General features: G+C 68.4%; 15 protein-coding genes. 2 read left to right on the top strand and 13 right to left on the bottom strand.

The features are described from left to right. Positions 1 to 59: 59 nt before the first annotated feature. Positions 60 to 1,037 carry an alpha/beta hydrolase family protein gene (locus tag AB0M51_RS08100; RefSeq protein WP_344201810.1) on the top strand — a complete coding sequence of 326 codons (978 nt, stop codon included), beginning with the start codon at positions 60 to 62 and terminating at the stop codon, positions 1,035 to 1,037. On the opposite strand, the gene AB0M51_RS08095 is transcribed toward AB0M51_RS08100, so the two are convergent. From AB0M51_RS08095 to AB0M51_RS08035, 13 genes are all read right to left on the bottom strand, one after another. Then, positions 1,028 to 1,459: a DUF2550 domain-containing protein gene (locus tag AB0M51_RS08095; protein WP_344201813.1), complete on the bottom strand. Its 432-nt coding sequence runs from the start codon at positions 1,457 to 1,459 to the stop codon at positions 1,028 to 1,030. The two genes, AB0M51_RS08100 and AB0M51_RS08095, sit on opposite strands and share 10 nt — an antisense overlap. 101 nt (positions 1,460 to 1,560) lie before the next feature. Continuing rightward, positions 1,561 to 1,965, bottom strand: coding sequence for a F0F1 ATP synthase subunit epsilon (locus AB0M51_RS08090; protein WP_344201816.1), 405 nt, complete (start codon positions 1,963 to 1,965; stop codon positions 1,561 to 1,563). Between the two features lies 1 nt (position 1,966). Then, on the bottom strand, positions 1,967 to 3,421 hold the full coding sequence (gene atpD, locus AB0M51_RS08085) for a F0F1 ATP synthase subunit beta (RefSeq protein ID WP_344201819.1): 1,455 nt from the start codon (positions 3,419 to 3,421) through the stop codon (positions 1,967 to 1,969). A 5-nt stretch (positions 3,422 to 3,426) separates the two neighbouring features. Further along, complete coding sequence (locus tag AB0M51_RS08080) at positions 3,427 to 4,338, bottom strand: F0F1 ATP synthase subunit gamma (RefSeq protein WP_344201821.1); 912 nt, start codon at positions 4,336 to 4,338, stop codon at positions 3,427 to 3,429. A gap of 6 nt (positions 4,339 to 4,344) precedes the next feature. Then, positions 4,345 to 5,982 carry a F0F1 ATP synthase subunit alpha gene (gene atpA, locus AB0M51_RS08075; RefSeq protein WP_344201823.1) on the bottom strand — a complete coding sequence of 546 codons (1,638 nt, stop codon included), beginning with the start codon at positions 5,980 to 5,982 and terminating at the stop codon, positions 4,345 to 4,347. Between the two features lie 90 nt (positions 5,983 to 6,072). Continuing rightward, the gene (locus tag AB0M51_RS08070) at positions 6,073 to 6,870 is read right to left on the bottom strand and encodes a F0F1 ATP synthase subunit delta (protein ID WP_344201825.1); all 798 of its coding nucleotides are present in this window, start codon (positions 6,868 to 6,870) and stop codon (positions 6,073 to 6,075) included. Then, positions 6,870 to 7,430 carry a F0F1 ATP synthase subunit B gene (locus AB0M51_RS08065; RefSeq protein ID WP_344201828.1) on the bottom strand — a complete coding sequence of 187 codons (561 nt, stop codon included), beginning with the start codon at positions 7,428 to 7,430 and terminating at the stop codon, positions 6,870 to 6,872. The genes AB0M51_RS08070 and AB0M51_RS08065 overlap by 1 nt, the downstream gene beginning before the upstream one ends. 32 nt (positions 7,431 to 7,462) lie before the next feature. Beyond that, positions 7,463 to 7,690 carry an ATP synthase F0 subunit C gene (gene atpE, locus AB0M51_RS08060; protein ID WP_344201830.1) on the bottom strand — a complete coding sequence of 76 codons (228 nt, stop codon included), beginning with the start codon at positions 7,688 to 7,690 and terminating at the stop codon, positions 7,463 to 7,465. Between the two features lie 76 nt (positions 7,691 to 7,766). Then, entirely contained in the window at positions 7,767 to 8,549 is a 783-nt protein-coding gene (gene atpB, locus AB0M51_RS08055; RefSeq protein ID WP_344201832.1) for a F0F1 ATP synthase subunit A, read from the bottom strand. 130 nt (positions 8,550 to 8,679) lie between these two features. Then, positions 8,680 to 8,892, bottom strand: coding sequence for a hypothetical protein (locus tag AB0M51_RS08050; RefSeq protein WP_344201835.1), 213 nt, complete (start codon positions 8,890 to 8,892; stop codon positions 8,680 to 8,682). A 90-nt stretch (positions 8,893 to 8,982) separates the two neighbouring features. Further along, positions 8,983 to 9,447 (bottom strand): hypothetical protein, encoded by a 465-nt coding sequence (locus tag AB0M51_RS08045; RefSeq protein WP_344201838.1) that lies wholly within the window; start codon positions 9,445 to 9,447, stop codon positions 8,983 to 8,985. Between the two features lie 204 nt (positions 9,448 to 9,651). Then, positions 9,652 to 10,770 carry an MraY family glycosyltransferase gene (locus AB0M51_RS08040; RefSeq protein WP_344201840.1) on the bottom strand — a complete coding sequence of 373 codons (1,119 nt, stop codon included), beginning with the start codon at positions 10,768 to 10,770 and terminating at the stop codon, positions 9,652 to 9,654. Further along, positions 10,770 to 11,681 (bottom strand): L-threonylcarbamoyladenylate synthase, encoded by a 912-nt coding sequence (locus AB0M51_RS08035; RefSeq protein WP_344201843.1) that lies wholly within the window; start codon positions 11,679 to 11,681, stop codon positions 10,770 to 10,772. The genes AB0M51_RS08040 and AB0M51_RS08035 overlap by 1 nt, the downstream gene beginning before the upstream one ends. A gap of 119 nt (positions 11,682 to 11,800) precedes the next feature. Between AB0M51_RS08035 and AB0M51_RS08030 the strand changes: the two genes are divergently transcribed. Further along, positions 11,801 to 12,826, top strand: a complete 1,026-nt coding sequence (locus AB0M51_RS08030; protein ID WP_344201846.1) for an adenosine deaminase — start codon at positions 11,801 to 11,803, stop codon at positions 12,824 to 12,826. The last annotated feature ends 4 nt before the right edge of the window (positions 12,827 to 12,830 follow it).

Below are 12,830 nucleotides of genomic sequence, written 5' to 3'. Positions count from 1 at the left end.
CCGACCGATTTTGGGGGTAGAACTCCTGCAGCCGCCTTCCCCGCCCAGGAGGTTTGCTCATGCCTAAGATCGCCCGCCTTGCCGCAGCGCTGCTGATCGGGTTCGTCCCGCTCGCACCTGCCCAAGCGGCCCCCAGCCCGACGACCGTCCAAACCGCACCCCGCGGCGCCGAGGTCGTCGGGGTCAAGCAGGTAGCGGACCGCCTGACCGACCTGACCGTTCGCTCCCAGGCGCTCGGCGGCCGCACCGTCAACGTCCGCCTGCTCACGCCGGACGGCTGGAATCCGGCCGACCGGAGTCAGCACTGGCCGACGTTCTGGCTGCTGCACGGATGCTGCGGCGACTACACGTCCTGGTCCGGCACCGACATCGCGAAGATCCCGAGCCTGCGCAACGTCCTCGTCGTGATGCCTGAGGCCGGCTGGAACGGCTGGTACAGCGACTGGTGGAACTACGGCGCCGGCGGCGACCCCGCCTGGGAGACCTTCCACACGGTCGAACTGTCGCACCTTCTCGAACACGACTGGGGCGCGAGCTCGGACCGCGTCGTCGCCGGCCTCTCGATGGGCGGCCAGGGAGCACTGCTGTACGCCGCCCGGCACCCAGGCATGTTCCGTGCGGTCGCGGCGTACTCCGGCTCCGCGCATCCGCTGCTCAACGACGAGTCGGTGAACCGGATCATGGGCTTCTTCGCCGGCCAGGGCAACGACCCGCGGCGCGTCTGGGGCGACCCGGTCGCCCAGCGCGGCATCTGGGAGGCGCACGACCCGTATTACCTGGCCCACCGGCTCAAGTCGCTACCGGTCTACCTCTCCTGCGGCGACGGCACCGCCGGCCCGTTCGACCCGGCCGGCAAGACCGATGCGCTGGAGGCCGACTTCAACCGGCAGAACCACGCCCTTGCCGCTCAACTCGAGCAGGTCGGTGCGAAGCACCTGACGACGAACTTCTACGGCCCGGGAACCCACGGCTGGGCCTATTGGCAGCGCGAGCTGCACGCCTCACTGCCGATGCTGCTCGCGGCGCTTCAGAGATAGGTCTGGGTGCTCGGAGGCGCCGATTCCATCCAGGCGAGGACGCCGGTCAGTGCCTCTTCGGTCATCGCGAAGTGGACGGTCCGGTCGGTGAGTTTCGCGTCCACGATGACGTGGCCGGCGTACGTGACCAGGGGCTCGTTGCCCATCGGGCGGCGGGTGGTCACGCCCTCGAGCTGACGGCGGTTCACGGTCAGCTTCGGCCACCAGGCGAGGCTGAAGACCCGGAACCACTGCAGGTCGTCGCCGACGTAGCGGGCCAGGCCGAGGGCCCAGCCGCGGCCGTGGTCCTTCTCGGCGAGCTGCAGGCTGCAATCAAAAGTTCCGCCGTCCCTGGACAACCAGCGACGGCGGAACGCGACGAGCACGATGAACAGCACGGCGGCAAGCAGACAGACCCCGACGACATCGAGGACTGTCCTCATACCTTGCCGACCCCATTTCCGGTGCCTGAATTACCCCGGGCACCCCGGAGAACCGTACTGCCAGTGACGATATTCGATTGTGCCGATTATGGCAGGTCGGCTCAGGACGTCTGTTCGGCGGCCCGGACCCTGGCCTCGGCGAGTCGCACCTCGTCGAGGTCCGCGTCGGTGTCGAGACCGGCGGCGAGCGCCTGCTCGAGGTCCCGGCGGGCCTCTTCGAGGTCGATGTCGTGGCCCATCTCGGCGTTCTCGGCCAGGATCGAGACCCGGTCGTTCGCCACCGAGATGAAGCCGTCCGGTGCGGCCGCGACGAAGTACTCGTCGTCGACGGTCCGCACCTGGACGGTGCCGCCCTGCAGCAGGCCCAGCAGCGGCGCGTGGCCGGGCAGGATTCCGACGTCGCCGTCCGTGGTCCGGGCGATGACGATCTTGGCCTGGCCCTGCCACACGGTCCGCTCGGCCGCGACCAGCGCGACCTCGAGGTGCTTGGCAGAATCGTCGGCCATCTCAGTTTTCCTTCTGCAGCTCGGCCCACCTGCGCTCGACGTCGTCGAGCGAACCGACGTTGAAGAACGCCTGCTCGGCGATGTGGTCGCACTCGCCGTCGACGATCTTCTTGAACGACTCGACGGTGTCCTTCAGCGGAACCGTCGAACCCGGCACGTTGGTGAACTTCTCCGCCATGTACGTGTTCTGCGAGAGGAACTGCTCGATCCGGCGCGCGCGGGCGACGGTGATCTTGTCCTCTTCGGAGAGCTCGTCGACACCCAGGATCGCGATGATGTCCTGCAGCTCCTTGTTCTTCTGCAGGATCTGCTTCACCCGGACGGCCACGTCGTAGTGCTCCTGGCCGATGTACTGCGGGTCGAGGATCCGCGACGTCGAGGTCAGCGGGTCCACGGCCGGGTACAGACCCTTGGCCGCGATGTCCCGGGAGAGCTCGGTGGTCGCGTCCAGGTGCGCGAACGTGGTGGCCGGCGCCGGGTCGGTGTAGTCGTCGGCGGGTACGTAGATCGCCTGCATCGAGGTGATCGAGTGACCCCGGGTCGACGTGATCCGCTCCTGCAGCACGCCCATCTCGTCGGCGAGGTTCGGCTGGTAACCGACGGCGCTCGGCATCCGGCCGAGCAGCGTGGAGACCTCGGAACCGGCCTGGGTGAACCGGAAGATGTTGTCGATGAACAGCAGGACGTCCTGCTCCTTGACGTCGCGGAAGTACTCCGCCATCGTCAGCGCGGACAGCGCGACCCGCAGCCGGGTGCCCGGCGGCTCGTCCATCTGGCCGAACACCAGCGCGGTGTCCTTGAAGACGCCGGCCTCTTCCATCTCGTTGATGAGGTCGTTGCCCTCACGGGTCCGCTCACCGACGCCGGCGAACACCGACGTACCACCGAAGTTGTGGGCGATCCGGTAGATCATCTCCTGGATCAGAACGGTCTTGCCGACGCCCGCACCGCCGAACAGACCGATCTTGCCGCCCTGCACGTACGGCGTGAGCAGGTCGAGCACCTTGATGCCGGTCTCCAGCATCTCGGTCTTGGACTCGAGCTGGTCGAAGGCCGGCGCCTTGCGGTGGATCGGCCAGCGCTCGGTGATCTCGAACTCGGACTCGTCCTGGTTCAGGCACTTGCCGGTCACGGACCACACCCGGCCCTTGGTGACGTCACCGACCGGGACGGAGATCGCCGCGCCGGTGTCGCGCACCTCGGCGCCGCGGACCAGGCCGTCGGTCGGCTTCATCGAGATCGCCCGGACGATGTTGTCGCCGACGTGCAGCGCAACCTCGAGGGTGATCGTCTGGGTGCTGTCGCCGAGGGTGATGTCCACCTCGAGCGCGTTGTAGATGTCGGGCATCGCGTCGGCCGCGAACTCGACGTCGACGACCGGGCCGATCACCCGGGCGACGCGACCGACGCCGAAGGCGCCCGCCTCGTTGTTCTTCTCGGTAACCGTGGCAGTCATCTCTCTCACTCGCTCCCGGCGTTCGCGTCGGCGAGCGCACTCGCGCCACCGACGATCTCGCTGATTTCCTGGGTAATTTGCGCCTGGCGGGCCTGGTTCAGGTCCCGCGTCAGCTTCTCGATCAGGTCCTGCGCGTTGTCCGTCGCGGACTTCATCGCCCGCTGCCGGTTGGCCAGCTCGGAGGCGGCCGCCTGCAGCATGCACCAGTGGATCCGGCTGGCGACGTACTTCGGCAGCAGCCCGTCGAGGACGTCCTCGGCGGAGGGCTCGAACTCGTACAGCGGCAGCACCTCGTCCTGGGCCGGCGCCTCCTCACCCTCGACGACCTCCAGCGGCAGCAGCCGGATGACGTCGGCGCGCTGGGTGAGCATCGACACGAACCGGGTGAAGACGATGTGGATCTCGTCCACGCCGCCCTCCTCGGTCGGGGTCAGGAACGCCTCGATCAGCGCGTCGGCGATCTCCCGGGCCCGGGCGAAGCTCGGGCTGTCGGACTCGCCGCTCCACGACTGGGCGACCTCGCGCTGCCGGAAGGTGTAGTACGCGATGCCCTTGCGGCCGCTGATGTACGGGACGATCTCCTTCTCGTCCGCGCGCAGCAGCTGGTTCAGCCGCTCTCCTTCGCGAATCACGTTCGACGAGTAGGCCCCGGCCTGACCGCGGTCGGAGGTGATCAGCAGCACCGCGGCGCGGCGCGGGTTCTCCTTCTCGGTGGTCAGCGGGTGGTCGACGTTCGAGAACGTCGCCACCGCCGACACGGCACGGGTGAGCTCACGCGCGTACGGACCGGCCGCCGCGGCGCGTTGCTGCGCCTTGACGATCCGGGACGCCGCGATGAGCTCCATCGCGCGGGTGAGCTTCTTGATCGTCGTGACCGAAGCCTTCCGATCGCGTAGCTCCCGCAAGTTGGCTGGCACGGTGGATCAGCCCCGCTTCTGCTTGACGATCTGCTCCTGGTCGACGTCCGACTCGTCCATCGCGTCGACCTCGGCCTCGGTCCCGAGCAGCGTGCCCTCGGAGGTCTGGAAGGTCGGCTTGAAGGACTTCAGTCCGTCGATGACGGCCTGCGCCTCGTCGTCGCCGAACAGCCCGGACTCGCGGATCGCGTCGAGCACCTTGCTCTCCCGGCGCAGGTAGTCCAGGAAGTCCCGCTCGAAGCGCAGTACGTCGAGCACCGGCACGTCGTCGAAGTGCCCGTTGGTACCGGCCCAGATCGAGACGATCTGGTCCTCGACCGGGTACGGCGAGTACTGCGGCTGCCGGAGCAGCTGTACGAGCCGCTGACCGCGGTCCAGCTGCCGGCGCGAGGTGGCGTCCAGGTCGGACGCGAACATCGCGAACGCCTCCATCGCGCGGAACTGGGCAAGGTCGATCTTCAGCGTGCCGGAGACCTTCTTCATGCCCTTGACCTGCGCGGCGCCACCGACCCGGGAGACCGAGATACCGACGTCGATGGCCGGCCGGATGTTCGCGTTGAACAGGTCGGACTGCAGGAAGATCTGCCCGTCGGTGATCGAGATGACGTTGGTCGGGATGAACGCCGAGACGTCGTTCGCCTTGGTCTCGATGACCGGCAGACCGGTCATCGAGCCGGCGCCGAGCTCGTCGGACAGCTTCGCGCAACGCTCGAGCAGCCGGCTGTGCAGGTAGAAGACGTCACCCGGGTACGCCTCGCGGCCCGGCGGGCGGCGCAGCAGCAGCGACATCGCGCGGTACGCCTCGGCCTGCTTGGTCAGGTCGTCGAAGACGATCAGCACGTGCTTGCCCTGGTACATCCAGTGCTGGCCGATCGAGGAACCGGTGTACGGCGCGACGTACTTGAAGCCGGCCGGGTCGGACGCCGGGGAGGCGACGATGGTGGTGTACTCCATCGCGCCGGCCTCTTCGAGCGCGCCGCGGACGGCGGCGATCGTCGAGCCCTTCTGGCCGATAGCGACGTAGATGCAGCGGACCTGCTTCTTCGGGTCGCCGGACTCCCAGTTGGACTTCTGGTTGATGATCGTGTCGATCGCGATCGCGGTCTTGCCGGTCTTGCGGTCGCCGATGATCAGCTCGCGCTGGCCGCGGCCGATCGGGATCATGCCGTCGATGGCCTTGATCCCGGTCTGCAGCGGCTCGCGGACCTCCTGGCGGTCCATCACGCCGGCGGCCTGGATCTCGAGCGCCCGCTGGCCCTCGATGCCCTGGATCTCGCCGAGGCCGTCGATCGGCTTGCCGAGCGGGTCGACCACGCGGCCGAGGTAGCCCTCGCCGACCGGGACGGACAGGATCCGGCCGGTCCGGCGGACCTGCTGGCCCTCTTCGATGCCGTCGTACTCACCGAGGATGACGACACCGATCTCGCGGACGTCGAGGTTCAGCGCGATGCCCTCGGTGCCGTTCTCGAAAACGAGCAGCTCGTTGGTCATCACCGAGGGCAGGCCCTCGACGTGGGCGATACCGTCACCCGCGTCGACGACCGTGCCGACCTCCTCGGCGGCGGTTTCGGCCGGTTGGTACTCGGTGACGAACCGATCCAGGGCGTCCCGGATCTCCTCCGGCCTGATCGTGAGCTCAGCCATTGTGTTTCCTGCTTCCTTGACCCTTGCTGGCCTGTTGTGGCTCTAAAGGCTTTCCCGACCCTTAGCGCCGCTGTATGTCGTTAAGGGGGTTCAGCCCGCGATGCGCCGTTGCGCGTCGTCGAGCCTGGCCGCGATGGTTCCGTCGATCACTTCGTCGCCGATGTCCACCCGGACACCGCCGACCACGTTGGGGTCGACGATGACGTTCAGCTGGATGTCCCGGCCGTACTGCCGTCCGAGCGCCGCCGCGAGCCGGGTGCGCTCCGCCTCGGTCAGGTCGGTGGCCACCCGCACGGTCGCGATGCTGGCGTTCCGCCGGGCCGCCGCGGCGACCTGGTAGGCCCGCATCGACGCCGCGAAGCCGCGGCCCCGGCCGTCAACGGCCCGCTCGGCGAGCCGCACCGTGGTGGCGTCGGCCTTCCCCTGCAGCAGTCCGCGGATCAGCTCCTGGCGGTGCTCGACCGGGATCCCCCGGTCGCCCAGCTTGTCGGCCAGCGCGCGCTCGGCGGCGACCACCCGGTCCAGCCGGAACAGCTCGTCCTCGATCTCGTCCAGCTTCCGCCGGGTGTCGGCGTACGCCACCTCGGCCTCGACGCTGAGCTTGTCCAGGGCGTCACCGAGGTCCCGGCCGCTGACCCAGCGACCGGCCACCGCGGCGGACAGGATCTCCTGCGCCTGGCCGGAGATCTTGCCGCCGAACAGCTGCCCGGCCAGCGACACCTTGGCGTCAGCCGGCCGCGCCGGGTCGGTCAGCGCACGCCGGAGCGCGCCACTGCCGTCCAGCAGCTTGGCGATCGAGAACAGCTCGCCGCCCAGCCCCTCCAACGGGGTCACACCCGCCAGGGCCTCCTCGGCCCGGGCGAGTGACTCGTTCGACGCGCCGCGCATCAGCCGTCCGTTCCGACAGCCTGACGAGCGGACTCCGACTCTTCCAGCTCGGCCAGGAAACGCTCGACGGTCCGGCGCTGCCGGGCCTCGTCCTCGAGCGACTCACCGACGATCCGGCCGGCCAGCGTGGTCGCCATGGTGCCGACCTCCGCCCGCAGCGAGGTCACCGCCTGCGCCCGCTCGGCGTCGATCTGGGCCCGCGCGTGCGTGACGATCCGCTCGGCCTCGGCGTTCGCCTGCTCGCGCATCTCCGCGATGATGACCGCACCCTGCTCGCGGGCGTCCTCGCGGATCTTCGCAGCCTCCTGCCGGGCCTCGGCCAGCTGCGCGTTGTACTTCTCCAAAGCCGCCTTCGCCTCGGCCTGGGCCTGCTTGGCCTCGTTCATCCCGCCTTCGATCGCCGCGGTCCGATCGGCGTACGCCTTCTCGAACTTCGGGACGACCACCTTGGCGAAGGCGATGGCCAGCAGGACCAGGAAGACGAAACCGAAGATGATCTCGGCGGTGTGCGGCAGCAGCGGATTGGGAGCCGCTTCGAGGGGTAGCACCAACGTCGTCATGTCTGAATCCTGTCAGTCAGTGGAAAGGTTGCTCAGCGGAAGACGAACGCGAGCGCGATACCGATGATCGCCAGAACCTCGGTGACGCCGAAGCCGATCCAGGCGATCGACTGCAGCTTGCTCTGGGCCTCCGGCTGGCGCGCGGTGCCGTTGATCACCGCGGCGAAGATCAGACCGACGCCGACGCCCGGGCCGATCGCGGCGAGACCGTATCCGAGGATGGCGATGTTGCCGCTGATTGCGAGAGCGATGCTCGACATTGCGGTGTTTCCTTTCGGGTGCGGATAGGGGCCTATCCGGGATTTCCGTTTACTACGGGTCTAGGGGTACTGCGGATCAGTGTTCTTCGGAGATCGCGCTGCCGATGTACTGCGCGGTCAGCACGACGAAGATGTACGCCTGGATGGCCTGCACGAACACCTCGAGGCCGGCGATCGCGAAGCCCATCAGGAACGTGACGATGCCGACGCCGGCGTAGAACACCTTGCCGGACTCGAACACCAGGTACTCGCCGCCGAGGACGAACACGCCCAGCAGCAGGTGACCGGCGAACATGTTCGCGAACAACCGCAGGCTCAGCGAGATCGGCCGGACCAGGATGTTCGAGATGAACTCGATCGGGATCATCAGCGGCATCAGCCAGGCCGGGACACCGGCCGGCATCGTCTGGTGCTTGAAGTAGCCCCAGGCGCCGTGCTTCCTGATGCCGACGGCGTTGTAGATCACCCAGCTCATCACGGCCGCGACGTACGCCCAGCCGGCGTGGCTGAAGGTCGGGAACTGGATCAGCGGGATCGAGCCGGCCAGGTTGTTCAGCAGCATGAAGAAGAACAGGCCGCACAGGTACGGCACGTACTTCATGTGCTCCTGGCTGCCGATCGCGTCGCGGGCGATCGAGTTGCGCACGAAGTTGTACGCGAGCTCGCCGGTGAACTGCAGCTTGCTCGGCACCACGGCAGCCTTGCGGGACGCACCCCAGAAGAACCAGACGATCACCACGACGGACAACGCGGCCACCAGGACGGGCTTGGTGAACCAGTCCACGCCGGGGATGATCGGCGGGAGATTGAAGCTTTCTGGACCGGGTGGGGTGAACTCGGTCGAAACGCCGGCAATCACCGGGTCTCCTCTCGCGTCGTGCTCAAGTCGGACGCCTTGTAGCAAAGGGCAGGGCGGCTCAGGGCAGTGCAGCTCAGGGGGCGGTCAACAACGTCAGACCCGGCCGGGATCGTAGGGGCCGGACGCTTCGTCAGGACCGCGACCCGTACCGGAAGTGCAACATCAAGATGGTCAGGCCGGCGCCGAGAACGATGCCCACCAGGACCAGGAACTGGGTGCCGAAGAGGCGGTCCAACCCGAACCCGATGCCCCCGTACACCAGGACACCGCCGATCAAGTAGGACAGGACCCGCCAGCCGTCGCCCCCTTCGGGTGATGGCTTCGGATCCTTTTGCTCGCTCATTGGCACCCGAAACGTACCAGTTGGCGACACTTCCGGTCACACCGGCATCAGTAATGTCCACCACAGCAGGCGAAACGTTACCGACGGTGCTCATGCGGTCACCTCGTTGTCGAGGTCGTAGATCGGCACCCGGAGCCGGGACCAGGACCAGATCTCGCCGGCCAGCCAGCCCAGCACGACCACCATGGCGACGATCCCGAGCACGGTCAGATTCACGTGCTTGCCCAGGGAGTCCGAGCTCAGCGCGATCGCCAGCAGGCCACCGAAGACCGCGATCCGGCCGGTGTACGACGCCATCGCGATCGCCAGCTGCATCGTCGGAGTGGAGCGGCGGGACAGGTGCAGGGCGAACAGGCCCGCTCCCGAGAAGACGATCACCATCACCAGTCCCAGCAGGGCTCCCCAGAGACCCGGCAGTCCGGCCGCGACGGTCGAGACGGCGGTCGCGTTCACACCGACGACAAGGGCGGCGACCAAAGCGCCGCGCAGCATTGCCAGCGCCGGGTGCCTGGTTGCTTGTCCGGCGGTTTTCGGGCCGTTGGCCGTAGGAGCCATCTGGTGGTTCCGTCCTGCTGGCGTGCTGGGCTCGCGGCCAGCTCGTCGGGTGGGCGGGGTCAGGGGTGTCGCTGTTCTTTGCTGGTGCTTGTGAAAACTAGCACAAAGTCTGCACGGTCAGCAAAACGAGCCCCCTGCCGCTGTACAGCCTCACCTTATCGGTAGGCCACACCGACCGCTGGTCTGGTCCCTCTCAGCTGACGCTCAGACTTTGGCGAGCGGTTTCCGGCGACGCCCCGGGAGACCCGTCGTGAGCAGGACCGCGACGACCGCGACGGCCAGCACGATCAGGGCCGTCCACCAGTACAGGACGAGGCCCAGGACGACCACGCCGTACGCGATCAGCGCGGTCCACAGGTACATCAGCAGGACGGCGCGGCGGTGCGAGTGGCCGCGTTGCATGAGGCGGTGGTGGAGGTGCTGCTTGTCGGCGGCGAACGGCGAGCGGCCGGCCTTGGTACGGCGGATGTAGGCGAGCGTCAGGTCCAGCGCGGGAATCGCGAGGATGGCAACTGGCAGCACCAACGGCAGCAGCGCGGGCAGCAGGCTGGAGCCGCCGACCTCGTACGGGACCGCGTTCGGGTCCATCTGGCCAGTCAGGCTGATCGTCGACGCGGCCAGCATCAACCCGATGAGCAGGGCGCCGGAGTCGCCCATGAAAACCCTTGCGGGGAAGAAGTTGTGCGGCAGGAAGCCGAGACAGGCGCCGGCCAGCGCGACCGTGATCAGCGTCGAGGTGGTGGCGCGGTCGAGGTTCTCGTGCACGTTCAGCAGGTACGAGTAGATGAAGAACGCGGTGGCGCCGATCGCGGTCACGCCGGCCGCCAGACCGTCCAGGCCGTCGACGAAGTTCACCGCGTTGCAGGACACCAGCAGGATGCCGGCGGTGAGGACCGCGAGTTGCGCCGGCGACGGCGAGATCACCCCGCCGGGCAGCGGCAGCCAGAACAACTGGATGCCTTGGACAACGAGTACGCCGACCGCGAGCACCTCGCCGGCCAGCTTGGTGATCGCGTCCAGCTCGTACAGGTCGTCGACCACGCCGACCGCGCAGATCACCACGCCGCCGACCAGGATGGCGCGGGCGTCGTGCGCGACCTGCAGGCTGTTGCCGAGGAACGGGAGGTTGCTCGCCACCGCGTAGCCGGCGATCAGGCCGCCGAGGATCGACAGGCCGCCGAAATACGGGATCGGCACCTTGTGCACGTCCCGGGCCCGGACCTTGGCGACCGCGCCGTACCGCAGCGCGATCTGCCGGGCGACGCCGGTCAGCAGGAAGGTCGTGGCCATCGCCACGAACAGGACCAGCAGGTACTCGCGCACTAGTCCGCAGGCCTCACATCGGGATCGGGCTTGTTGTTCTCGCCCTTGTTGGACGCTTCGGCCGGCTCTTCAGTTGGCTTGACCTCGTGAGTCGGCTCGGCATCTTCGGCCGGCTTCGGCTCGGCGTCGGCAGGCTTCGGCTCGGCGGCGTCGGCAGGCTTCGGCTCGGCGGCGTCGGCAGGCTTCGGCTCGGCGGCGTCGGTCGGCGTCGGCTCGGCGTCCTCGGTCGGCTTCGGCTCGGGGGCGTCGGTCGGGTCGGGGGCGGGGTCGTCGTCCGAGGTGAGGTCGGGGGCGACGGCGCGGAGCTGGTCGAGGGACAGGGCGCCGACGCGGAGCACGCGGGGGGTCTCGCCGGTGATGTCCACGATCGTCGACGGCTGCCCGCCGCTCACCCGGTCGCCGTCCAGGTACACCGCGACCGACTCGCCCAGCTGCTCCTCGGCCTCGTACACGTCCAGCGCGGCGGGCTTGCCGGAGGTGTTCGCCGCGCTGACCGCGAGCGGCCCGGTGCGGGACAGCAGCTCGCGGGTGTTCTCGTGGTCCGGCACCCGGAGCGCGACCGTGCCCTGGGTCTCCCCCAGGTCCCACATCAGCGAGCTCTGCGCGTGGCAGATCACCGTCAGCGGCCCGGGCCAGAACTCCTCGCAGAGCTTCCGCCCGGCGTCCGGTACGTCGGTGGCGAGCGCGTCCAGCGACTCCACCACCGAGATCAGCACCGGCGGCGGCATGTCCCGGCCGCGGCCCTTGGCGTCCATCAGCCGCTGCACGGCGTCCGCCTTGAAGGCGTCGGCGGCGATGCCGTAGACGGTGTCGGTCGGCATCACGACCAGGTCACCGGCCTCGATGGCGTCCACCGCCGCGCGGTACGCCGGTGCCAGTTCGTCCCCGGTGAAGTCGAAGCGCTCACTCACGGAGTGAATCGTGCCACTCACGCGGGCCCCGCCTCCACCCGGGTCGTTCCCCGTCGTTGCTGACAAACGATTGTCAGCTTCCGCGCCAAACAGCCGATGTTCTTTCTAGGATCCCGGTCATGACCGTGACCCGTGAGTTCCTCGCCGGATTGCCGAAGGCCGAGTTGCATGTCCACCACGTCGGGTCCGCCTCGCCGCGGATCGTCGCCGAGCTCGCCGCCCGGCACCCGAACTCGCCGGTGCCGGCCGACCCGGCGGCGCTGGCCGAGTACTTCAAGTTCAGCGACTTCGCCCACTTCATCGACATCTACCTGTCCGTCGTCGAGCTGATCAAGACGCCCGAGGACGTCCGGCTGCTGACCTACGAGATCGCCCGCGAGATGGCCGGGCAGCAGAACCTGCGGTACGCCGAGCTCACCGTCACGCCGTACACGTCGGTGATCCGCGGTATCCGGGCGGAGGCGTTCTGCGAGGCGATCGAGGACGCCCGGGTGGCGGCCGAGAAGGAGTTCGGCCTGACGCTGCGGTGGATCTTCGACATCTCGGGTGAGGACGGGATCCCGGGCGCCGAGGAGACGTTGCGGATCGCGACGAAGATCCGCCCGGAGGGGCTGGTCGGGTTCGGGCTCGGCGGGCCGGAGATCGGCGTGCCGCGGCCGCAGTTCCAGCCGCACTTCGAGGCGGCGGTCGCGGCCGGGCTGCACAGCGTGCCGCACGCCGGCGAGACGACCGGTCCGCAGACGATCTGGGACGCTCTCCGGGTGCTGAAGGCGGAGCGGATCGGCCACGGTACGTCGACCATGCAGGACCCGGCGCTGGTCGACTACCTGGGCGAGCACCGGATCCCGCTGGAGGTCAGCCCGACGTCCAACATCGCCACCCGCGCGGTCGAGTCGTACGACGTACACCCGCTGCGCGCGATGGTCGACGCCGGCCTGGTGGTGACGATCAACTCCGACGACCCGCCGATGTTCGGCACCGACCTCACCAACGAGTACGCCGTCGCCGCCCGGCTGCTCGACCTGGACGAGGCCGGGGTCGGTGAACTGGCGAAGACCGCGGTCCGCGAGTCGTTCGCCGAAGACTCGGTGAAGACGGCTCTGGTGTCCGAGATCGACGCTTACGTGAGCGCGAACGCGGTGTAGCTGA

The sequence above is a fragment of the Kribbella sp. NPDC051137 genome, assembly GCF_040682535.1.
In the GTDB taxonomy this organism is placed as follows: domain Bacteria; phylum Actinomycetota; class Actinomycetes; order Propionibacteriales; family Kribbellaceae; genus Kribbella; species Kribbella karoonensis.
The sequence above is the reverse complement of the archived record's forward strand: the minus strand, read 5'-3'. Positions and strand labels throughout refer to the sequence as shown.

Excerpts from the sequence above, each read along its gene's own strand:
- AB0M51_RS08100 (WP_344201810.1), top strand. The coding sequence starts at position 60 with ATGCCTAAGATCGCCCGCCTTGCCGCAGCGCTGCTGATCGGGTTCGTC.
- AB0M51_RS08095 (WP_344201813.1), bottom strand. The coding sequence starts at position 1,459 with ATGAGGACAGTCCTCGATGTCGTCGGGGTCTGTCTGCTTGCCGCCGTG.
- AB0M51_RS08090 (WP_344201816.1), bottom strand. The coding sequence starts at position 1,965 with ATGGCCGACGATTCTGCCAAGCACCTCGAGGTCGCGCTGGTCGCGGCC.
- atpD (WP_344201819.1), bottom strand. The coding sequence starts at position 3,421 with ATGACTGCCACGGTTACCGAGAAGAACAACGAGGCGGGCGCCTTCGGC.
- atpA (WP_344201823.1), bottom strand. The coding sequence starts at position 5,982 with ATGGCTGAGCTCACGATCAGGCCGGAGGAGATCCGGGACGCCCTGGAT.
- AB0M51_RS08070 (WP_344201825.1), bottom strand. The coding sequence starts at position 6,870 with ATGCGCGGCGCGTCGAACGAGTCACTCGCCCGGGCCGAGGAGGCCCTG.
- AB0M51_RS08065 (WP_344201828.1), bottom strand. The coding sequence starts at position 7,430 with ATGACGACGTTGGTGCTACCCCTCGAAGCGGCTCCCAATCCGCTGCTG.
- atpE (WP_344201830.1), bottom strand. The coding sequence starts at position 7,690 with ATGTCGAGCATCGCTCTCGCAATCAGCGGCAACATCGCCATCCTCGGA.
- AB0M51_RS08050 (WP_344201835.1), bottom strand. The coding sequence starts at position 8,892 with ATGAGCGAGCAAAAGGATCCGAAGCCATCACCCGAAGGGGGCGACGGC.
- AB0M51_RS08045 (WP_344201838.1), bottom strand. The coding sequence starts at position 9,447 with ATGGCTCCTACGGCCAACGGCCCGAAAACCGCCGGACAAGCAACCAGG.
- AB0M51_RS08030 (WP_344201846.1), top strand. The coding sequence starts at position 11,801 with ATGACCGTGACCCGTGAGTTCCTCGCCGGATTGCCGAAGGCCGAGTTG.